21 protein-coding genes are annotated in these 19,829 nt (G+C 46.2%); 9 read left to right on the plus strand and 12 right to left on the minus strand.

All coding sequences use genetic code 11. From position 1 onward, the window contains the following. The first annotated feature begins 305 nt into the window (after positions 1–305). From porK to porN, 4 genes are all read left to right on the plus strand, one after another. On the plus strand, positions 306–1,379 hold the full coding sequence (gene porK / locus BP71_RS17995; protein WP_496381655.1) for a T9SS ring complex lipoprotein PorK/GldK: 1,074 nt from the start codon (positions 306–308) through the stop codon (positions 1,377–1,379). A gap of 119 nt (positions 1,380–1,498) precedes the next feature. Beyond that, on the plus strand, positions 1,499–2,314 hold the full coding sequence (porL, locus tag BP71_RS18000) for a type IX secretion system motor protein PorL/GldL (protein ID WP_496381657.1): 816 nt from the start codon (positions 1,499–1,501) through the stop codon (positions 2,312–2,314). A 92-nt stretch (positions 2,315–2,406) separates the two neighbouring features. After that, positions 2,407–3,999, plus strand: a complete 1,593-nt coding sequence (gene porM / locus BP71_RS18005; protein ID WP_496381659.1) for a type IX secretion system motor protein PorM/GldM — start codon at positions 2,407–2,409, stop codon at positions 3,997–3,999. Positions 4,000–4,037: 38 nt separating this feature from the next. Then, positions 4,038–5,105, plus strand: a complete 1,068-nt coding sequence (gene porN, locus BP71_RS18010) for a type IX secretion system ring subunit PorN/GldN (protein ID WP_496381661.1) — start codon at positions 4,038–4,040, stop codon at positions 5,103–5,105. A 128-nt stretch (positions 5,106–5,233) separates the two neighbouring features. On the opposite strand, the gene BP71_RS18015 is transcribed toward porN, so the two are convergent. Both BP71_RS18015 and BP71_RS18020 read right to left on the minus strand, forming a co-directional pair. Next, a complete protein-coding gene (locus tag BP71_RS18015; protein WP_496381663.1) occupies positions 5,234–5,836 on the minus strand; it encodes a hypothetical protein in 603 nt (200 codons plus the stop codon). Positions 5,837–5,950: 114 nt separating this feature from the next. Further along, positions 5,951–6,619, minus strand: a complete 669-nt coding sequence (locus BP71_RS18020; protein WP_496381865.1) for a DUF4230 domain-containing protein — start codon at positions 6,617–6,619, stop codon at positions 5,951–5,953. Between the two features lie 44 nt (positions 6,620–6,663). Here BP71_RS18020 and miaA point away from each other — a divergent pair, with 44 nt between their 5' ends. Further along, positions 6,664–7,587: a tRNA (adenosine(37)-N6)-dimethylallyltransferase MiaA gene (gene miaA / locus BP71_RS18025; RefSeq protein WP_496381665.1), complete on the plus strand. Its 924-nt coding sequence runs from the start codon at positions 6,664–6,666 to the stop codon at positions 7,585–7,587. Positions 7,588–7,628: 41 nt separating this feature from the next. Here the strand turns inward: miaA and BP71_RS18030 are convergent, their stop codons facing one another. The 4 genes from BP71_RS18030 to BP71_RS18045 form a co-directional block, all read right to left on the minus strand. Then, complete coding sequence (locus BP71_RS18030; protein ID WP_295929924.1) at positions 7,629–7,928, minus strand: rhodanese-like domain-containing protein; 300 nt, start codon at positions 7,926–7,928, stop codon at positions 7,629–7,631. A gap of 26 nt (positions 7,929–7,954) precedes the next feature. After that, complete coding sequence (locus BP71_RS18035) at positions 7,955–9,724, minus strand: T9SS type A sorting domain-containing protein (protein WP_496381667.1); 1,770 nt, start codon at positions 9,722–9,724, stop codon at positions 7,955–7,957. 64 nt (positions 9,725–9,788) lie between these two features. Continuing rightward, positions 9,789–10,583: a PASTA domain-containing protein gene (locus BP71_RS18040; protein WP_496381669.1), complete on the minus strand. Its 795-nt coding sequence runs from the start codon at positions 10,581–10,583 to the stop codon at positions 9,789–9,791. A 70-nt stretch (positions 10,584–10,653) separates the two neighbouring features. Then, positions 10,654–11,247: a riboflavin synthase gene (locus BP71_RS18045; protein WP_496381671.1), complete on the minus strand. Its 594-nt coding sequence runs from the start codon at positions 11,245–11,247 to the stop codon at positions 10,654–10,656. 181 nt (positions 11,248–11,428) lie between these two features. Here BP71_RS18045 and hisB point away from each other — a divergent pair, with 181 nt between their 5' ends. The 4 genes from hisB to BP71_RS18065 all read left to right on the plus strand — a co-directional run bounded on the left by hisB (position 11,429) and on the right by BP71_RS18065 (position 15,579). Continuing rightward, positions 11,429–12,553 (plus strand): bifunctional histidinol-phosphatase/imidazoleglycerol-phosphate dehydratase HisB, encoded by a 1,125-nt coding sequence (hisB, locus tag BP71_RS18050; protein WP_496381673.1) that lies wholly within the window; start codon positions 11,429–11,431, stop codon positions 12,551–12,553. A 335-nt stretch (positions 12,554–12,888) separates the two neighbouring features. Then, on the plus strand, positions 12,889–13,185 hold the full coding sequence (locus tag BP71_RS18055; protein ID WP_496381675.1) for a hypothetical protein: 297 nt from the start codon (positions 12,889–12,891) through the stop codon (positions 13,183–13,185). A gap of 112 nt (positions 13,186–13,297) precedes the next feature. Then, positions 13,298–13,945, plus strand: coding sequence for a carbonate dehydratase (can, locus tag BP71_RS18060; protein WP_496381677.1), 648 nt, complete (start codon positions 13,298–13,300; stop codon positions 13,943–13,945). A gap of 56 nt (positions 13,946–14,001) precedes the next feature. Then, positions 14,002–15,579, plus strand: coding sequence for a SulP family inorganic anion transporter (locus BP71_RS18065; protein WP_496381679.1), 1,578 nt, complete (start codon positions 14,002–14,004; stop codon positions 15,577–15,579). Between the two features lie 89 nt (positions 15,580–15,668). Here the strand turns inward: BP71_RS18065 and BP71_RS18070 are convergent, their stop codons facing one another. The 6 genes from BP71_RS18070 to bcp all read right to left on the minus strand — a co-directional run bounded on the left by BP71_RS18070 (position 15,669) and on the right by bcp (position 19,826). Further along, on the minus strand, positions 15,669–16,130 hold the full coding sequence (locus BP71_RS18070) for a hypothetical protein (RefSeq protein ID WP_496381680.1): 462 nt from the start codon (positions 16,128–16,130) through the stop codon (positions 15,669–15,671). Between the two features lie 19 nt (positions 16,131–16,149). Next, positions 16,150–16,590, minus strand: coding sequence for a hypothetical protein (locus BP71_RS18075; protein ID WP_496381682.1), 441 nt, complete (start codon positions 16,588–16,590; stop codon positions 16,150–16,152). Between the two features lie 54 nt (positions 16,591–16,644). After that, positions 16,645–17,187: a sigma-70 family RNA polymerase sigma factor gene (locus tag BP71_RS18080; RefSeq protein ID WP_496381684.1), complete on the minus strand. Its 543-nt coding sequence runs from the start codon at positions 17,185–17,187 to the stop codon at positions 16,645–16,647. 204 nt (positions 17,188–17,391) lie between these two features. Then, positions 17,392–18,345, minus strand: coding sequence for a transketolase family protein (locus BP71_RS18085; RefSeq protein WP_496381686.1), 954 nt, complete (start codon positions 18,343–18,345; stop codon positions 17,392–17,394). Positions 18,346–18,403: 58 nt separating this feature from the next. Beyond that, the gene (locus BP71_RS18090; RefSeq protein ID WP_496381688.1) at positions 18,404–19,261 is read right to left on the minus strand and encodes a transketolase; all 858 of its coding nucleotides are present in this window, start codon (positions 19,259–19,261) and stop codon (positions 18,404–18,406) included. Between the two features lie 106 nt (positions 19,262–19,367). Continuing rightward, positions 19,368–19,826 carry a thioredoxin-dependent thiol peroxidase gene (bcp, locus tag BP71_RS18095; RefSeq protein WP_496381689.1) on the minus strand — a complete coding sequence of 153 codons (459 nt, stop codon included), beginning with the start codon at positions 19,824–19,826 and terminating at the stop codon, positions 19,368–19,370. Between the last annotated feature and the right edge of the window lie 3 nt (positions 19,827–19,829).

The following is a 19,829-nucleotide window of genomic DNA, read 5'->3' on the forward strand; positions in this document are numbered from 1 at the left end:
TAAAATTCCAAGAATTCAATGTCAAATCGACGCTTTTTGCGAACCAGTTGGTAACTCTTGTGAATCAGTTTGCGAAACTTTGATTTATATTTGTAAAATGTTCGACTTCCATACCAATTGCATTATTCTTACGTTAAGTCGATAAACGCCTGATTTAGTAATTGATTCACAGCGGTTTCAGCAGCAAAATCTGCTGTCATTCGTCCCGGCAGGTGTTCACATTTTGTTTTATTTCAAGTATACTAGATATCATTCGTTGACGTTTTTAGGCTAGCATTTTATTATTCAAAATTTACAAAACCACTATGAATGTGAAAGTGTTCTATCGGGATGGAGTCAAAAGCCTGCTTTTGGTAGCCGCGCTGATGCTGATGCAAAGTTGCGGTTTCATCAAGAGCAAGTTTGGCAAAGGAGGAAAAGAGGAAAGCGGTATTTCAAACGGCGAAATTACCGCGACTGCCCGTAAAGGATTCAAACAGACCACTCCTGCCGGAATGGTTGTAATCCCCTCAGGTTCTTTTGTAATGGGCCAGGCTGATGAAGATATCGCTTCCTCCATGAACAATATGAACCGCAGAGTGACCATCAGTTCATTTTTCATGGATGACACCGAGATCACTAATAATGAATACCGCCAGTTTGTCAACGCATTGCTTGTTGATTCTGTGTCTGTATTGGGCGAGGAGGAAATTATGTCTAAATACTATCCCGATACAACTGTCTGGAAAAAAGACTTTGCATACTCAAACGGTGATCCCTTCGTAGAATATTACTACCAACACCCCGGTTTCGACACTTATCCTGTGGTCGGCGTAAGCTGGGTTGCAGCCAGCTACTTTTCGAAATGGCGTACTAACCTGCTCCACGATTTTCAGAATAAAGAAGGTCAGTTCAATTCGACAGGCTTCCGTTTGCCGACAGAGGCTGAATGGGAATGGGCTGCAAGAGGTGGACGTGCCGTTGCTAAATATCCATGGGGAAACCCTTATACTATGAATGCCAAAGGGTGTTTCTTAGCTAATTTCAAACCGCAACGCGGAAACTACGATGCAGACGGCTATCCTTATACCGGCCCTGCCAATGCATATAATCCTAACGATTTCGGCCTTTACAATATGGCTGGAAACGTAGCGGAGTGGACATCAGACGCATACACCGATAACGCGACAGCGATCGTATGGGATATGAACCCGCGGTACGACAGTCCGGATGAACCCCGAAAAGTGGTTAAAGGAGGTTCTTGGAAAGATATCGCTTATTACTTGCAAACCGGCACCCGGACTTTTGAATACGAAACTGAAACCCGCGCTTTTATTGGCTTCCGTTGTGTAATGGACAACGTCAACGATCGCGGTGGAGCACGTGCCCGTCGTCGCTAAAAATACTTTCACCTCAAAAGAAGCAGCGTCTATACTCTGCTTCTTTTTTACGGTCTCTACCCGAATCAATCTAACACTTTACTACTTATAATTTTTCACTGTAACCGATTTCAATTCGTATGGCTAAGAATAGCGGACCTAATTTTTTTTGGGATAAACTAGTACCAACAATATATAGTGCCGGTGCTGCCGTTGTAATTTTAGGAGCTTTGGCAAAAATTCAACACTGGGATTTCGGCGGCCCCCTTCTGACAGCGGGTCTTGGAACCGAGGTTCTCATCTTTTTGCTCTACGCATTGCAAACATTAACCCAATCCACTGATAAAGATCCAGACTGGACGCGGGTTTATCCTGAGCTTGCCGATGACTACTCGGGGCCAGCCATCACACGCGGCAGCGGACAAAGCAGCAACATTACAGCGAAACTGGATAACATGCTGGATAATGCTAAGATTTCACCTGAAGTTTTCGACAGCCTGGGCAAAGGATTCAGAAACCTTTCAGAAACTGTTGGCAAAATCAGCGACCTGACTGACGCTACTGTGGCTACTAATGATTACGCGAAAAACGTTAAAAGTGCTTCAACTGCGATCAATGATATGAACAAATCCTATGGCGTAGCCATCAATGCGATGAGTTCTATGGCCGATGCTACCAAGGATGCCCAATCGTACCGCGACCAATTCCAGCAGATCACCAAAAATATGGGTGCATTGAATGCAGTTTATGAACTGGAACTTCAGGACACCACCAAACACCTTAAGGCAATGAACGCATTCTATGGTAACCTGACGGCGGCTATGGAAAACATGGCTGACGCGACCAAAGAGTCACAGGTGTTTAAGAATGAAATGTCTCGACTTACCAGTAACATTTCTTCGCTCAACGGCATTTACGGCAACATGCTTACCGCTATGCGTGGTGGCAATGCCTAAACCTCTGGCAATGACTCTTTGATTCCACAGGATTAGAGAGTCATTGTTTTTAGTTAAATAATTCGATCACTGAAAACTGATTACACAACAATATGGCAGGTGGAAAAGAAACACCCCGTCAAAAGATGATTGGAATGATGTATCTGGTACTTACAGCGATGCTCGCATTGCAGGTAAGTTCAGCCATCATCGAAAAATTCATCCTTCTGAACAATTCCCTAGAACTATCATCAGGAGCAGCTGACAAAATAAATCAGGAAACCGTACTCAAAATCAAAGCCGCAGTAGAGAAATCGGGGAACCGGTCGGCTGATGTGGAGGTGATCAAACAGGCTGACGAAGTTCGTAAGCTTTCGTCCAGCATCTCAAATGAGTTGAACGCTTTGAAACAGGAAATCATTAAGAATGCCGGTGGCGGTTTTAATGAAGAAGGAGGCATTAAAAACCCTCAGGAAGAAGCAAAAGTAGCGGAATTGATGATCGGCGTAAGAAAAAATGGCAAAGCTTACCAATTGAAGCAAACATTGAATACTTATACCACATCTCTTAATAAGTACTCACCCAACCAGTTCAAGGGACTCGCTCTGGATGGCAGAGAAGATCCGGTTGCAAAAGGTAATAAAGACCAGAGAAACAAAGATTTCGCTGAGCTGAACTTCGAATCTACGCCGGTAGCAGCTGCTCTGGCAGTTTTAAGCCAGAAACAAACGGATATCCGTCGGATGGAAGGCGAAGTCCTGAATTACCTGGCAAGTAAAGTAGGTGCCGCTGATATCAAATTCGACCGTGTACTTGCAATGGTGAGCGCCGATGCAAAAACGGTTGTAGCAGGTACCAAATTCAAAGGACAAATGTTTATTGCCGCTTCGGCGTCGGGTATCACGCCGCGTATGAGCCTGAACGGTTCTCCCGTAAAAGTAGAAAACGGTGTCGGGTTGATCGAATTTACGGCCCAGGGTGGCGGTTACAATGCAGAAGGCCTTGCGAAACGAGAACTCAAAGGACAAATCACAATCCCTACTCCGTCGGGAAGAGATACTACCTATACGATGACTCAGGAGTACTTCGTAGTGAAGCCTTCCTATCAGATAGAGACTGGAACCTTACCTCCGTTGTACCTGGGTTGCGCGAATAAACTGAGCATTCAAAGCCCTGCACTTGGTCCGCTTTGGGCTCCAAGTTTCTCAACGGATGGTGGAGAGATCATTAACAGCCAGCAAAAAGGTAAATTCACTATTGTTCCCAGCAAAGCGCAGTTGAATATCACGGTAAGCAACGCTGGCAATGTATTGGGTTCTGAACCGTTTCGTGTGAACCGGGTTCCGAAACCATCCCTGGAAGTCAGGGTGAATGGTGCTGTTTTTGACGAGCGACGTGGAGCACCTGCCTCCGGTGCCAGAAGTATTCAGATTGTTGCTGTTCCTGACGAGAGCTTCAAAAACTTCTCACCTGAAGATGCCAAATTCCGAGTATCACAAGTCGAGATATCCTTGGCCCGCGGCCCAAGACGTATCAATGGCGTCACTTTGAATGGTGGTGGCGGTTCGATTTCGTCTCTGGCGCAGCAAGCACAACCTGGAGACAGATACGTAATTTCAATTCTGAAAGTAGAACGTCAGAATTTCAAAGGCGCTGTAAGTGAGGTTGAAATGGGTAACCAAACTCGTACTGTAACACTATACTAATCCAGGTCTTTTAGTCGTTGATTGGACAATACAACCTTATGCATGATATGAGAAGAATGAACGGAAAAACGATTGCATGGTCACTGCTTTCTTTATCCCTCGGAGCAACCGGTGCCTTTGCTCAGGAGAAAGAGGATTCGACTGCAAATCAGTTCTCGTCGCGACCGATCGCTGATGGGGATGTGATGATGAAAAGGACACTTTGGAGGCGGGTTGACCTCAAAGAAAAGCAGAACATCTCGATGTTCTCTAAAAACAATGAAATTACCCGCTATCTGTTGGATGCTGCCAAAGCCGGCTTGATCGATGCATTTGTGAATGATTCATGCGCTACCAAAATAACCGGAGATGAACTTCATAAACGTATTCTTATCCCCAACCAAACTGCCGGCCTCTCAGAGGAAGAAATAGCTGCCGGATTTGGGGATGCTGCTAAAAAAGAGGATGGTTGGGACTCAAAAGCGAAAACTGATCCCGCTAAGCAAGCAGCAACAGCTGATGATGGCTGGGGTAATGCAAAGAAAGATACTAAGAAAGAAGCCGCGGCAGAAGATGACGGATGGGGTCCACCTAAGAAGAAGTCATCCAAAAAAGGCGCAAAAACCGAAGTCGCTAAGGAAGAGCCACCGGTTGTGGAGCAACCCAAAGTGGACTCAACGGCGTTCAGCACACAGGTTGCTGCTTCCGAAGAGGAATATTTCCCCGATCAGCTAAGCATTCTGGAGGTAAAAGAGGACTGGGTTTTTGACAAGAAGAGATCCCGCCTGTACAACGACATTCAGACATTAACAATCGTTCTTCCATCCGACCAAACCGCAACAGGACTTGAATTGCCCGTTGCTTCATTCAAATGGAAAGATGTAGAAAGACTTTTCAGAAGCGATCCTAAGAAATATATCTGGTATAACACCCACAATACCGCTCAGAATAAAAATCTCGCAGATGCTTTCGATCTTCGTTTGTTCTACGGAAGGATCACCAAGTTCTCGAACGCCAATGACAAGGCATTTTTGGATATTTACAATGGCGAAAAAGAGGCCCTGATCAAATCCCTGAACTACGAACAGGAGCTGATGGAACTCGAACACGGACTTTGGGAATACTAAGAAATCAGAGATGATGATAAAAGCGAAAGAGCTCCCAAATTGGAAGCTCTTTCGCTTTTTAGCTACCTTCAAAAAATGTTGTGACGAGCATTTCATCTCTGTATCCTCATCGCAACATTTGTGATGTCTTACTTTTTCAATTTCAACTTCAGTTTGCCTGCTGATTTAACTTTCTGGTCTGTTAAGCCAAGTGCTGCTATAGTCTTCTCATAATTTTTCAAGTCGACTTCCGCGCTCATTCTGCCTAAGATCGTACCGGGAATAATTACGACACGCACATCTTGAAAAATCCTGACCGGTGCTTTATCCTGATCCTCGCTCCAGTTGGTGGGAATTAATTGCACAAAGAACGTTGACTGCTGAACTCCGTGGATGAATGTAAAACTACTTAACTTATCCCCGGGAAAGGTGACCACGCCTGGCATTGCCCAATAAACATCACCTGATTTCAGATACACTAGCACAGCGGATGACTTTAACAGTTCTTCCTCATCAGCCGACAAGTCAGGAATACCTGTAATGTAACTTCCATCCGCGTCTGTTGTATCTGTTCCGGTTGAAATGATCAATGCAGAGCTACCCGCACCGTCCTCACCATCTGCACCGGCAGGTCCAGCCGGGCCGGCGGCACCCGCTGGCCCGGCTGGACCAACATCACCCTTTTTTCCTTCGCAGCTTACTAACGCAACCATCAATGCTACACAGGCAAATAGTAATAATTTTTTAAACATAACTGTTAAAGTTTAGAAAGTGATAAAAGAAAGAACTGTACGAGTCAATACGCAGATAAATCCCAATATGACGAGATAGAGGCGTTTAACGCATAAATTATACAAAAAAAACTACTAATCCTTCGGCGTCTCTAAAGAATCGATCTGCGCTTCCAGTGTACGGTAATGCGTATATTCCTTTAACATAGCGGCGTTACCATCCGGCAGTTTCATCTCCACAGACCAATTCATAGAGGCTGCTAGTTGAAAAATCATTAATTGAACCTGATTGCCGGCAATTCGTGGCAGATCACTTTCCAACGCTTTATCATTCATCGTCTGCTTTGCTTCATTCAGAATGGCGGTATAGTCATCGCTATGAAACCTATTGAGCCAGCCTTGCTCTATATCGTAAAATTTATAATCGGTATCGATAGACAGAATCTCCGGTGCAGGGAAAAAATCGATTACCAGCTTCCGTTCACCGTCCGGACGGTGAAACTTCATTTTCCCAAAGTCGTAACCGACCAATACCTTTGCCTTAGCAATGATGAGGGCTTTCTTTTTATCATTAATCAGATTCCAGATATTCCTATCGTGCTGATAGTTGTAGATTTCTGTAAAATACCCCTCGGCCATCACCACCTTGAAAACCTTCTCAATCCGCTCAACCAGAACGGAAGCTTCGTGTGTGGACACATATTTCCTCGACTTTCTGTTCTGGAAATAAGTGTTTATGGCAGCCCCGGCCGCACCACCCGCTAAAAGCGCAATGATTAAAAAAAGTAGTACAGAGGAATCCATATCTCTATTTTTGTCCTGATTAAAATTCAAATAAAAACGGCACAATGCCAAATAGCCCAAAGAAATATCTGGTAACCGTAGCAGGTCCTACTGCGGTAGGGAAAACCGCCTTATCTATCCGGCTGGCCAGTACGCTAAATACCGAAATTATCTCCGCAGATTCCCGGCAGTTTTTCAGGGAACTAAATATCGGTACTGCTAAGCCTTCGCCGGAAGAACTGGCACAGGTACCGCACCATTTCATCAACTCGCATTCAATATCCGAATCATATAGTGCAGGCGACTTCGAACGGGATGCGCTAGCCCTATTGGATGAGCTTTTCCATCAATACGATATCGTTGTAATGACCGGAGGATCGGGCTTCTATGTCAAAGCCGTTACCGACGGGCTCGACGACCTTCCCCCGCCCCTACCCGGTTTACGGGACTCACTGACACACAAGCTGGCGGATCATGGCCTTCCGGCATTGCAGGATGAAGTTCGTCAGATCGATCCGGTATTTGCTGCTACTCCCGAAATTTCAAATCCGCAGCGCGTTTTACGGGCTCTGGAGGTTTTTTACACCTCGCGGATGCCCATCAGCCAGTTCAGGATAAAAAACACGCGTGTGCGGCCATTTAACATGATTAACATCGCGCTGGACAGAAACCGCGCGGAGCTATATGAACGAATCGATCAAAGAATGGATATGATGCTAGGTGAAGGCCTGATAGCAGAAGCCAAAAGTCTTATTGGGTTCAGGACTCATCATGCCCTGCAGACAGTTGGTTATAAAGAAGTGTATGGCTTTCTCGACGGGGAATACGACGAGCTTGAAATGATTAAGCTCTTAAAACAGAATTCGCGGCGATACGCAAAACGCCAACTAACCTGGTTCAGACATCAGGGAAATTTTGAGTGGTTTCATCCGGACGATTACGATCGCATTCTCGAATATGTCACCCAGCGATCCGGACAGGGATCGTAGGCATTTGATGGCGTGCAGCTATCAAATGCCTACGATAAAGATTAGTCTTCCAGTTCGCGGTAAGCCAGGATTCCTCCTAACACGTTTCTCACGTTGGCGAACCCTTGCGACTCCAGATATCTTGCCGCCTTTCCGCTTCTTGCGCCAGACCGGCAGTGGATAATGATTTCTTCATCCTTCAAAGCTTCCAGTTCATCCAAATGGTCGGGAAGCTCGCCAAGAGGTATCAGTATTGCGCCCAGGTTATCCTCTTCATACTCATGCTCCTCGCGGACATCATAAAAATGAAGGTCCTCGCCTTTTTCCAGACGTTCTTTCAGTTCTTCTACGGTAATATCCATATTTATTAAATTTGTAACGATTTGGTCTATTTTGAGATTAACATCTTTTGCACAAAAGAACGTTTCCCGTCCGTAGCTTTAATCATGTATATTCCCTGATTCAATGCCCCGAGCGGCACGGACTGTTGCCCTGCGGACGGCAAAACAGATTTGACCAGCGTACCCCTCGTATCATACACATCAATTTGCTTCAGTAATCTGCCCTTCCAGCGGATCTCGTCCCGGACAGGATTGGGATAGAAAATACTTTCTTTCTCCAAAGGTTCATTTCCTGTAACAATACTCTGCGCTTTTGCTCCGAGGTAAGGTCTGATCATGATCGTACCTTTCAAAGTGGTTTCTTTCGCCCATTCTGTCCCGAGGTTGTAATAAATCATATTTTTCCCCAGTATAGAATTTCTGTCAAACCCTACCGTCACTGGTTGGTCATTGATCTGAAGCCAACCGACATAAAAGGTATCGGGTACGGCGATAGGGCTACTGAACGCATAATCTACAAAACCATTCCGCATTACCGGGTATTTCACCGCGACTGACCTTTGCGCAATCAGTTGATCGGGTTTACCGTTCTTGTTACCAAAAATCTGTATCGTAAACCCCTGCCCCGAGATATCCTTATTAAAAGATACCATCGACATTCGTATTCCGCCGATCGTATCTGCCTTGCTGAGAACATACTGAACGGCCACACGTGCGAGTTTCTGATTCACCTGAACACCATATTCGGCACTACCATCATCATAGGCAAAGTAATCCGACAGTACCGCCCTGCCGACAATCGTATCGTTGGTTTTAAGATTAACACCTGGTATCGTGTCGGTGGTCGTGATAAAAAACTTGCTCACCAGACGCAGGCTGTCGATCTTGGATCCTGCATTAATGACGGGCAACTTCACCCTCAGCCCCAGCGGTTTCAATGATTCTACATAAATGGATCTCTGAACACTCCGCAAAAATTCGGTTCCTTTTTGTTCATCGGTCAGTGTGTAGGTGCTTGTGACGATATTAAAATTATTGAAATTATTTACGAGATCAGTTCTCATCGAGTCCGCCGTAGCAGCTTGCGGGTTCACCTGATATTGCCGCAACGGCATCGCTGTATATTTTTTCAAAAAATTAGAAACCGGTTTTCGCATAGCCACATCAAATAAGTATGGCTGCTTCACAGACCTCTTGGAATTCAGATACACGTAATCAAGATGCCACGTGTCGTAAGGTCCTGAACTTCTCCCGTAAGATCTGAACCGGAACTGGAATGCATCGTGGAAATAGTTGGGGTCTTTAATGGCGATGAATTGCTGATGAAACAATGTGTCCACCTTGTATCCTAGTCGTGTCCAGACAGGTACCCATTCTTTTGTCTTGCTATAAAACTCCAGTCCGAGAAAGTCACTGGAATCCGGTAGCTCTCCGAGCCCCTTGGCACCCCAATAAAAACTGAAATAAACTGAATCAGCCGCTACTTTACCGGCTAAATTGATAGGCTGCGATGTAAGCGTGTCGGTGTAACCTTGCGTGAGGGGATTAACTAGATTATACGGAGTACCATTGGCATTCAGGCCGTCAAATGTCGCTACATTCAGTGATGGATGCGAAATCGATAGCGTATTGTTAATGTAAACGCCACTTCCGGGAAGCCAATTTCTCGTATTAGGACTTAAGGACTTCGAAGTGGAGAAGTCGTCAAAAAAAGGCAGGTTAAGGGATGCCTCCGTCCGCAGATTATCATTTTTCCGGACTCCGCTTTCCGCATAGCCCTGGCGATCGATCGGAACAAGCCGTAATTGTGCTTTCACAGCCTGGCTTTGAACTATCCCCAGGAGAAAGATCCAGATAAAAAGTTTATGATTCAAAGAAAGCCTACTGCTCCGGTTGATTTTCATTATCACTTGATTCAGGCGCCTGTGGTGTAACCCACAAGTCTATTACATCTCCAATTCTTACCTTATTTCCGGCATCGGGATTCTGCCTCACTACCGAGCCAGCTGCCTGACCTTCTTCGGCCGGTATTTCCATTTGCTGCCCTACTTTAAGCCCGGCACCGACGATAGCGATCTTCGCCTCATCCAGAGGCATTCCGATAACTGATGGCGCCTCAAATTGGGCAGTACCAAGCCCTTCCCCCAATTCCAGATCAATTTTTGACCCCTTTGCAATGGGCTGCCCGGGCAGGATTTCTTTCCCATTATACATTTGTCTCAATACCGCGTTCTGCGCCATATCCGGGACGTAGGAAATATTTCCCTCTTCCAACCCTACACTTTTGAGCAGCATCTGCGCACTCCGGTGCGTCATATCGGTGAGCTTAGGCATCTTAATCAAAGGTGCCGTTCGCGAAACAACGGTTACATAAATCTTCCGGCCTTCTTTTACCTTCGAACCGGGTAGCGGATATTGAGAAATAATCGTCAAAGGAGGCACATTGGTCACAAACGTACAATCGACTTCATATCTCAGGTCACGATCGCCCAGAAAATCTTCCAGGTCCTGGACATTCTTTTTTTTCAGATCCGGAACGGTAATGGCTTCACCGTGATTGGTAGTAAACGGTAGGTAAACGAAGAAAAACCCCAGAAAAAGGACCAAAAGCAGCGAGACAATGATTCCGATATGAATGAAAAGGTCAGTCCTGGACTGTGTACTTATTTTGGCCATGAATATATTTGATGCGCTTTGGTATTATAAACGGGTAAAAATAAACGTAATATTCCAAGATGCAAACATGCTAAACTGCATATGAACCCAGAATTCTCTTGATATACTTACCCAGGATATCGAATTCCAGGTTAACCGAATCCCCGGCTTTCAACGAATGGAAGTTGGTAAAGTTGTAAGTATAGGGGATAATAGCCACGCGGAAAGTGTTTTCTCCCGAATTGAAAACGGTCAGACTGACACCGTTAATACATATGGATCCTTTTTCAACGGTGATGTTGCCCTTTGAGGCATCGTATTCAAAATCGAATAACCAGCTTCCGTCGCGTTCCTCTACTGAAATACACTTTGCCGTTTGATCGACATGCCCCTGTACAATGTGACCATCGAACCGTCCATTGGCTGGCATACAGCGCTCCAGATTCACCTTATTTCCTGGAATGAGCTCGCCAAGATTGGTTTTAAGCAGTGTTTCCTCAATGGCGGTCACATCGTATTCATCTCCGTTCACTGCTACTACTGTGAGACAAACACCGTTATGGCTCACACTCTGATCTATCTTGAATTCCCCGGCAATGGCCGACCGAAAAGTAAAGGTCTTATTCGTTCCCTGTTCTTCCACTTTAACTACTTCGCCGACTGATTCTACGATACCTGTAAACATTATTTCTGATGGATTGTTGAATACAAAGTTACAATTTCTCAACCGCTCTCCTATCTCACAAAATTCCCGGAACCTGTCATTATTCTTATCTGCTGCTTTTCTATTAAGCATTCTTTGCGAACTTTGCAGGAAATAAGCTCCCCTGGCATCGCAGCATGGCGCCGGTAATCCAAGTGTGTTAATGAAAAAAGTTCTTTTTATCGATCGTGACGGCACGATCATCGTCGAGCCTCCCACCGATTTTCAGGTAGATTCACTCGAAAAGCTCGAATTCTTGCCCAAAGCTATTTCCTCGTTAAGGAAGATTGCCGAAGAAACTGATTATGAACTGGTGATGGTGACCAATCAGGACGGGCTCGGAACCAACTCCTTTCCGGAGGATACTTTCTGGCCCGCACAGAACAAGATGGTCAACACACTGGCCGGAGAAAATATCCTTTTTTCCAATGTCCATATTGACCGTAGTTTTCCAGAAGACAATCTGCCTACCCGCAAGCCGGGTACGGGAATGCTTACTGCCTATTTTTCGGATGAATATGACCTGGCCAACAGTTATGTAATCGGGGATAGACTCACCGATGTGCAACTGGCCGTCAATCTCGGCGCAAAAGCAATTCTATTCCGCCCCGAGCTACCTGACAATGATCTTTCGAAAGAAATGAACGCGAGCACTGCGTTGGTTTCCGATGACTGGGATACAATTTATGAACATTTGAAATTGCCGTCACGGACCGCATTCGTTGAAAGAAACACCAAGGAGACGCAGATAAAAGTAGAACTTAATCTCGACGGCAGCGGCCGTTCGGACATTCACACCGGCCTTGGCTTCTTCGACCATATGCTCGATCAGTTGGCCAGGCATTCCGGTGCCGACCTTTCTATCCGTGTGGTGGGCGATCTGCATATCGATGAGCACCATACCATTGAAGACACGGCCCTTGCATTGGGCGAAGCATACCGGCAAGCGATTGGAGATAAGCGCGGTATCAGCCGCTACGGCTTCCTGTTGCCCATGGATGAAGCGCTGGCCCAGGTAGCAATCGATTTCTCCGGCCGGCCGTGGATCGTCTGGAATGCTGAATTCAAACGCGAAAAGATTGGCGAAATGCCCACGGAGATGTTCTTTCACTTCTTCAAGTCATTTTCAGACACTTCGCTATCTAATCTCAATATCAAAGTTGAAGGAGACAACGAACATCATAAGATCGAATCGATTTTCAAAGCCTTTGCGAAGGCGATTAAAATGGCGGTCAAACGTGACCTGAAAGCGCTCGATTTTATGCCGTCGACCAAAGGTGTGCTCTAATTTTTTCCGAACTGCGATCCGGGTCTGGCATTTTTTAGCTATTTTTGCGCACAGTATATCGCATTCTAATTGAATTCAATCATGACGATGACCATTATAATGATCGCTTTTTATGTAGTTCTGCTCACCAGCGCCTTCCTTGTGGGACGTTGGCTGGAGAACAATGAAAAAGCGTGGAAAACGAATAAGTAAGGGTTGTTTGATACGACCCTTTTTTATTTGTTCTTGTGATAGAATTAACATAAAATTCATCTGCAGGGTATAATAAACGGTGATCCTCCGAACGTTTAAAATGGGTTGCGTGTTACGCCTTTGCCCCAAAATTTGTTTTTCCCGTGCTCAGAACACTTTGTCTCATACTACTTACGGCCTTCCTCATCTGTAAAGCCACAGATGTAGCCAGCCTCCTGCTGGCCAAGGAAAAGTCATCTGTGGTTTGCGATACAGGAACCTGCGACAATGAAAAAACAGAGGTCGAAAAACTGAATGACGACCAGCTACTACATTCACATAGCGTCTATTTTGACCGCTCCGTCACATTGATACCGGTCAAAAGCTTATTCTTCTACACCGCGAATTTCGAAAAGGAAATTTACCGCAATCTGCTTTCTCCGCCTCCGGAGCTTATCTGATTTCTTCCCCAACATCCTTCCGAATGCATACCGTCGTAACACGATGCGATATTTCCGCATCCATACGCACGTGTCTGTCTATTATTCCATTCTTCTATTTAACCAGGAAATCATGATAAGGGCATATAATCAGTTATTTGAAAACAACAAAAAGTGGGCAGAGCAAACGACAAAGGAAAACCCGGAATTTTTCAGTAACCTGGCAAAGGGCCAGGCACCTAAATTCCTTTGGATAGGCTGCTCCGATAGCCGTGTTCCCGCCAATCAGCTCACCGGTACCCAGCCCGGCGACATCTTTGTACACCGGAACATCGCCAACATGGTGATTCACACCGACATCAGCATGCTGAGCGTGCTCGATTATTCCGTGAATGTACTGGGTGTGGAGCATATCCTTGTCTGCGGACATTATGGCTGCGGGGGCGTGATCACTGCCATGGGCAACAAGCAGGTGGGCCTCATCGACAACTGGCTGCGCCACATCAAAGACGTGTACCGCTTGCACGCACAGGAGCTGAATGCGATCGAAGATCCCAAAGCAAGGGCCGACCGCTTTGTCGAAATCAACGTTCAGGAGCAGGTACGCGACCTTGCCAAAACGACCATCGTACAAACCGCATGGGCGAATGGCAAACCACTCCAAGTGCACGGTGTCGTCTACGACATCAGCAATGGTATCCTGAAAGACATGGACGTTACGATTGACGCCTCCAATTTCGCCGACGACGTATACCGTCTTGAAATACCGCAGTTAGTCTGATCAGCGGTTCTGCATGCTGAGTAATCCAATTAATGATCCATTTTTGAATCAATCGTATGTCATTGAATAATAAAAGTCTGTTCGCCAATATCAAATACGATTTACCTGCCGGGCTCGTCGTATCCCTGGTAGCGCTGCCGTTATGCCTCGGTATTGCGCTAGCCTCAACCGGGCGCTCCGATCTTCTTTTTTCGGGTGTTATTGCCGGCATTATAGGCGGAATCGTAGTAGGCTCGCTGAGCGGCTCCTCCCTGGGTGTGGCAGGTCCGGCAGCGGGTCTGGTTGTGATTGTACTCAATGCGCTCGACACGCTGGGCAGCTTCGAGGCTTTTCTGCTCGCCGTCGTGCTTGCAGGAGTTTTGCAAATGATTGCCGGCTTGCTGAAAGCGGGCATCATCGGCTATTACTTCCCATCATCGGTGATCAAGGGAATGCTGGCAGCTATCGGTATTACACTTATTCTGAAAGAGATACCACACGCATTCGGTTACGATGCCGATTTCATGGGCGATGAGGCATTTGCTCAGAAAGATGGCCGTAATACTTTCACCGAGGTGTATTACTCACTTCGGTACAACAGCACCGGCGCTATCATCATTTCCATCGTTTCACTGGCATTGTTGATTCTGTTCGACAAGCCGTTCATGAAGAAAATACAGTTGTTCCGGTATATTCCCGGTGCACTGTTCGTGGTACTGATCGGCGTTATCCTGAACCTGGTATTCGGTTCGGTTGCACCTCATTGGGCATTAGCCGGTGAACACATGGTACAGCTTCCCGTTGCTTCGAGCGCCTCGGAGTTTTTCAGTTTCTTCAAAACACCGGATTTTTCCGCGATAACCAAGCCTGAGGTTTACACCGTAGCGCTAACGCTGGCCATCGTTGCCAGCCTTGAAACACTACTTTCAGTTGAAGCAACCGATCGCCTCGACCCGTTTAAACGGAGCACGCCAACGAATCGTGAGCTGATGGCGCAAGGCGCAGGTAACATGATATCCGGCCTGATTGGCGGATTGCCTATCACGCAGGTAATCGTTCGCAGTTCTGCCAATATCGACTCAGGTGGCCGTACCAGAATGAGTACCATCATCCATGGCATGATCCTTCTTATTTCAGCGGTGTTTATTGCTAAATTCCTCAACTATATTCCACTCGCATCGCTGGCAGCGATCCTGTTGATGGTGGGTTACAAGTTGTCCAAATTCTCTTTGTACAAAGGAATGTACAAGCTGGGTCTGGAACAGTTTATACCCTTCGTGGTGACCATTATTGCCATCCTGAGCACCGATTTGCTCAAAGGTATCGGTATAGGTATGGTTATCGCGATCTATTTTATTCTGAGAAAGAATTACAAGCATTCTTACCATTATATCAAAGAAGAGCACCGGAACGGCGAAGTGATCACGCTTTTGCTCTCGGAAGAAGTGACATTCCTGAACAAAGGAAGCATCAGCGCCACACTTGATAACCTCCCCGACGGCACGAAGGTCGTTATCGATGGCAGCAAGTCGATGAACATAGATTACGACGTGCTGGAAATCATCCAGGATTTCAAAAAGCACTCGGCCCCGCTTAGAAACATCTCTGTTGAAACCAAAGGTATTGGTGAGGTAGAGGCTGTCGGCGCTCATTGACACCAGGCAATAGCAAAGAAAAGGCCCGCTCCAAATGGTTGCGGGCCTTTCTGTTTTGTAATAAGTCGACAAGCAGGTTACTTATTTCCTCAGTTTTTCTGTTTTAACCGCTGGATCAGCATGTCGTTGAATGTACGTTCAGCTTTGTATAATTCAATCACCTGGCTAGCAGTAATTACCTTTAAAAACTTGTTCTGATATTCCTTTTCCAGATCCAGTTCCTTTTGCCTCAGTTCCTGAACTTCTTTCAGGTTATTCAGAACCTGTTCGTCGTTCTGTCCCTCGGCCTTTTTATCATTGATGATCTTACGCTGTGCCCTGTGGATCTCCCTTCGTTTTTGGGAATATTCATTGTAAATGGGCCAGAAACCGGTTGATTGCTCGGGCGTCAGATTCAGGCGGTTGGTAATAATAGCTACCTTGGCATCCTGTATTCTCTTGATCTCCTCTTCGGAGCGCCGTTGTGCATGGGCCGATGTAATGGCCCCAAACGTAAGGAGCAGGAGCGCAAAAGTGTTTCGATACCGTTTAATTACTAGTCGTAAGTTCATTTTTGGTCATGTGTTAGGGTCATATAGTCTCCTGAACTGAAATGGCTTCCTCCAATTGCTGACGGAGAATATTGTCATCCAGCCCATCCAGGTAATTGAGTACCGTTGAATCGGTATCGAACGCCTTCTGGACTACTTTATGTTCACTCAAATCATAATAACTGATATTCTGCTCTTCCAGATAATCAATAATAGAGGCGTCGCTAACACCGCTCAAAGGCTCCTTCCCCAGTGAACCCTGGCGTTCCGGAAAAGTTACCCATACCAGCACGAAAATAAGCGCCATTGCGGATACTAACGCCACAGATCGTTGCCACGACCAACTCACGAGGGGTTTACGAACTGGCTCCGCACGAATCCTGGCCTGGATCATTTGCGGCAGCTTGTCAAAATAACCTTCCGGCACGGTGAAGGGTGTCTCCCTTTTCAGGTCATCCAGCCGTATACGTTTTTTGTCCATGATTATTTATATTTCCTGTCTTGTGAAGGTTTGACCAAAGTAATAGCAAATAGTTTAATCGCTCCCATTCAAAAAATCTTCAATTTTTTTAGAAGCCCAATGATATGAGGCTTTTAGCGCACCCACCGATGTCCCGGTGATTTCCGAGATTTCTTCGTAAGGTAAATCCTCAAAATATCTCAGGTTAAAAACCAGTCTTTGCTTTTCCGGTAATTTTAATAATGCCTTTTGCAATTTGAGCTGAATGGCATCGCCGCTTAGCTCCGGGTCGGCTTCCAGTTTCTCGCTCAGCTCATTCTCGACGTCATAGATCGGAATGAAATACTTCCGCCGCTTTTTATTCAGAAAATTGATGGCCTCGTTACTCGCGATCCGGTAAAGCCAGGTATAAAGCTTAGCGTCTCCCCGAAAGTTTTCCAGGGCCGTCCATGCTTTGATAAAAACGTCCTGGGTAATGTCGTTAGCGTCGTCATGATCCACCACCATTTTCCGTACAAGCCAATATACTTTTTGCTGATACTTGCGCACCAGCTGGTTGAAAGCGTTCCTCCGCGTTTCGGGATTCTCAAAAAGGGATAATAATTCTTCGTCGGACATTTAATCAGTGTTAACCTGATCGTTACTTACAGGAAAATCTGCGGGACATGTTTTGTTGCCTGAACCCGAAGTCAACGCCAACCAATAATACTTTATTTTTCGGTTCAGGGCAAATAAATTGAGTCCTGCTATTGTAAAAACAATGTTCTCACAATAGCAGGACTCTGTCAATAACCGACACCTTCATGCCGGAAAAGCTCCAAGTTATTTTCTTGCAATCGCACGTTTGGCAGCTTCCACGATGTGCTTCGCTGTCAGACCGTACTTTTCAAGCAATTGCGCAGGCGTTCCGCTTTCTCCGAAGCTGTCATTCACAGCTACATATTCCTGTGGAGCCAGTCTGTGCTTCACTAGCACCTGCGCGATGCTGTCGCCCAAGCCACCAATGCGGTTGTGTTCTTCCGCAGTTACCACGCAACCTGTTTTTTCAACAGATTTCAACACTGCCTCTTCATCCAAGGGCTTAATGGTGTGGATGTTGATGATCTCTGCGTTGATACCCTCTGCTTCCAGCAATTCTCCTGCCTGAATCGCCTCCCAGACCATGTGTCCGGTTGCGAAGATACTCACGTCGGTACCTTCGTTAACCATCCATGCCTTGCCAATTTCAAATTTCTGGTCGGCATCGGTGAAAATAGGGATCACCGGACGTCCGAAACGCAGGTAAACAGGACCATCGTATTCAGCAATCGCGATCGTAGCCGCTTTAGTCTGGTTGTAGTCACAAGGGTTGATGACGGTCATGCCGGGAAGCATTTTCATCATACCAATGTCTTCCAGGATCTGGTGAGTCGCCCCATCCTCACCCAACGTAAGGCCCGCATGTGAAGCACAGATTTTTACATTTTTTCCGGAATAGGCAACGCTCTGACGGATCTGGTCATAAACGCGCCCTGTCGCGAAGTTAGCAAATGTAGTAGCGAAAGGGATTTTGCCTCCGATCGTCAGACCGGCTGAAATACCGATCATATTGGCTTCGGAAATACCGCATTGAACAAAACGCTCAGGGTTTTCCTTAATGAATGGCTCTAATTTCAATGAACCAACCAGGTCGGCACAAAGCGCCACGACGTTGGGGTTTTGCTGGCCCAGCACATGCATTCCGGCCCCGAAGCCTGAACGTGTATCTTTCTTCTCGGTGAAAGTGTATTTTTTCATTTTTTATGATTCTGTTTATGAAACCATGGGACTTATCAAACGTCCCGGTTCTGGTCTGTTAGTAATCTCCCAAAGTTTCTTCCAACTGAGCCAGTGCAGCTGCCAGTTGTTCGTCATTAGGCGCAACACCGTGCCATTTGTGGCTTCCCATCATGAAATCCACACCATAACCCATTCCGGTATGGAGCAATATCATAATTGGCCTGCCATGTCCCAAACGGCCTTTCGCTTCATAAAGCCCTTTCAGGATCGACGCCATGTCGTTACCTTCTTCGATGGAGATTACTTCCCAGCCAAATGCTTCATATTTCGCGCCCAGGTCGCGGTTGTTCATTACTTTAAGCGTAGGGCCGTCGATCTGCTGACCGTTCAGGTCAATGAATGCGATCAGGTTGTCGACTTCATGGTGTGGTGCGAAAGTAGCCGCTTCCCAAACCTGTCCTTCCTGCTGCTCGCCATCGCCCATCAGCACATATACTATTCCTTTGTCGTTGTTCAGTTTCTTGGATAATGCCGCCCCGATCGCCACCGACATACCTTGCCCCAGCGAACCGGATGCGATCCGAATGCCTTCGAGGTGTTCGTGCGTGGTAGGGTGCCCCTGCAAACGGGAATCCAGCTTACGGAAAGTAGCCAATTCGGAAACAGGGAAATAACCCTTCCGGGCCAGAACGCTGTACCATACAGGAGAAATGTGGCCATTCGAAAGGAAGAACAGATCTTCATCCTTACCGTCCATATCGAATACAACCTTGCCATCCTGCTCTTTAAGCTTCATACGCTCAAAATACAATGCTACCAACAAATCGGTGCATCCCAGAGATCCTCCCGGGTGACCCGACTGACAACCATGTACCATCCGTACGATGTCCCTGCGAACCTGGGAAGCAACTTTTTCTAATTGTTCAATTTCCATTTTTATTTATTTTCTATTGGACTGTCCTTAATCCGGTTACCCGAAGTGCGGGACCATTTAGGCGGCGTAAATGTCCTGCTATTCGGAATGGTAAAATGACTGATTATTATTCAGTTTTTCCAAGAATTTGATCAGTGTGTTTCGATGATTCCACTTTGGAAATAATCTCCTCTATGATCCCCTTTTTGTTGATGACGAAAGTTGTGCGGAGCACACCCATATAAGTGCGGCCAAATAATGTTTTTTCTCCCCAGACGCCGTAAGCTTCTACCATTTTATGCTCGGTGTCAGCCAGCAGGGGGAAGGGCAGGTTATGTTTTTTGATGAACCTTTGATGCGATTTCTCGCTGTCCGGGCTCACGCCAAAAACCTTGTACCCCTTTTTCAAAAGCAACTGATAGTTGTCACGGATATTGCAGGCCTGGTTGGTACAGGTAGGTGTGTTGTCCTTGGGATAAAAGTACAAAACCACTTTTTCTCCCTTTAAATCCGACAATTTTACTTCGTTTCCGTTCTGGTCTTTTACTGAAAATGCGGGTGCGGGGTCACCGACTTGAAGTCCCATAAT

The sequence above is a fragment of the Dyadobacter ginsengisoli DSM 21015 genome, from assembly GCF_059568735.1.

What these genes read in the sequence shown, in the direction of transcription:
- BP71_RS18080 (WP_496381684.1), bottom strand. Translation starts at nt 17,187, where the DNA reads ATGTCCGACGAAGAATTATTATCCCTTTTTGAGAATCCCGAAACGCGG.
- bcp (WP_496381689.1), bottom strand. Translation starts at nt 19,826, where the DNA reads ATGGGACTTCAAGTCGGTGACCCCGCACCCGCATTTTCAGTAAAAGAC.
- hisB (WP_496381673.1), top strand. Translation starts at nt 11,429, where the DNA reads ATGAAAAAAGTTCTTTTTATCGATCGTGACGGCACGATCATCGTCGAG.
- porM (WP_496381659.1), top strand. Translation starts at nt 2,407, where the DNA reads ATGGCAGGTGGAAAAGAAACACCCCGTCAAAAGATGATTGGAATGATG.
- BP71_RS18085 (WP_496381686.1), bottom strand. Translation starts at nt 18,345, where the DNA reads ATGAAAAAATACACTTTCACCGAGAAGAAAGATACACGTTCAGGCTTC.
- porK (WP_496381655.1), top strand. Translation starts at nt 306, where the DNA reads ATGAATGTGAAAGTGTTCTATCGGGATGGAGTCAAAAGCCTGCTTTTG.
- BP71_RS18040 (WP_496381669.1), bottom strand. Translation starts at nt 10,583, where the DNA reads ATGGCCAAAATAAGTACACAGTCCAGGACTGACCTTTTCATTCATATC.
- BP71_RS18015 (WP_496381663.1), bottom strand. Translation starts at nt 5,836, where the DNA reads ATGTTTAAAAAATTATTACTATTTGCCTGTGTAGCATTGATGGTTGCG.
- porN (WP_496381661.1), top strand. Translation starts at nt 4,038, where the DNA reads ATGCATGATATGAGAAGAATGAACGGAAAAACGATTGCATGGTCACTG.
- BP71_RS18020 (WP_496381865.1), bottom strand. Translation starts at nt 6,619, where the DNA reads ATGGATTCCTCTGTACTACTTTTTTTAATCATTGCGCTTTTAGCGGGT.
- BP71_RS18030 (WP_295929924.1), bottom strand. Translation starts at nt 7,928, where the DNA reads ATGGATATTACCGTAGAAGAACTGAAAGAACGTCTGGAAAAAGGCGAG.
- miaA (WP_496381665.1), top strand. Translation starts at nt 6,664, where the DNA reads ATGCCAAATAGCCCAAAGAAATATCTGGTAACCGTAGCAGGTCCTACT.
- BP71_RS18070 (WP_496381680.1), bottom strand. Translation starts at nt 16,130, where the DNA reads ATGAACTTACGACTAGTAATTAAACGGTATCGAAACACTTTTGCGCTC.
- BP71_RS18075 (WP_496381682.1), bottom strand. Translation starts at nt 16,590, where the DNA reads ATGGACAAAAAACGTATACGGCTGGATGACCTGAAAAGGGAGACACCC.
- can (WP_496381677.1), top strand. Translation starts at nt 13,298, where the DNA reads ATGATAAGGGCATATAATCAGTTATTTGAAAACAACAAAAAGTGGGCA.
- porL (WP_496381657.1), top strand. Translation starts at nt 1,499, where the DNA reads ATGGCTAAGAATAGCGGACCTAATTTTTTTTGGGATAAACTAGTACCA.
- BP71_RS18090 (WP_496381688.1), bottom strand. Translation starts at nt 19,261, where the DNA reads ATGGAAATTGAACAATTAGAAAAAGTTGCTTCCCAGGTTCGCAGGGAC.
- BP71_RS18065 (WP_496381679.1), top strand. Translation starts at nt 14,002, where the DNA reads ATGTCATTGAATAATAAAAGTCTGTTCGCCAATATCAAATACGATTTA.
- BP71_RS18045 (WP_496381671.1), bottom strand. Translation starts at nt 11,247, where the DNA reads ATGTTTACAGGTATCGTAGAATCAGTCGGCGAAGTAGTTAAAGTGGAA.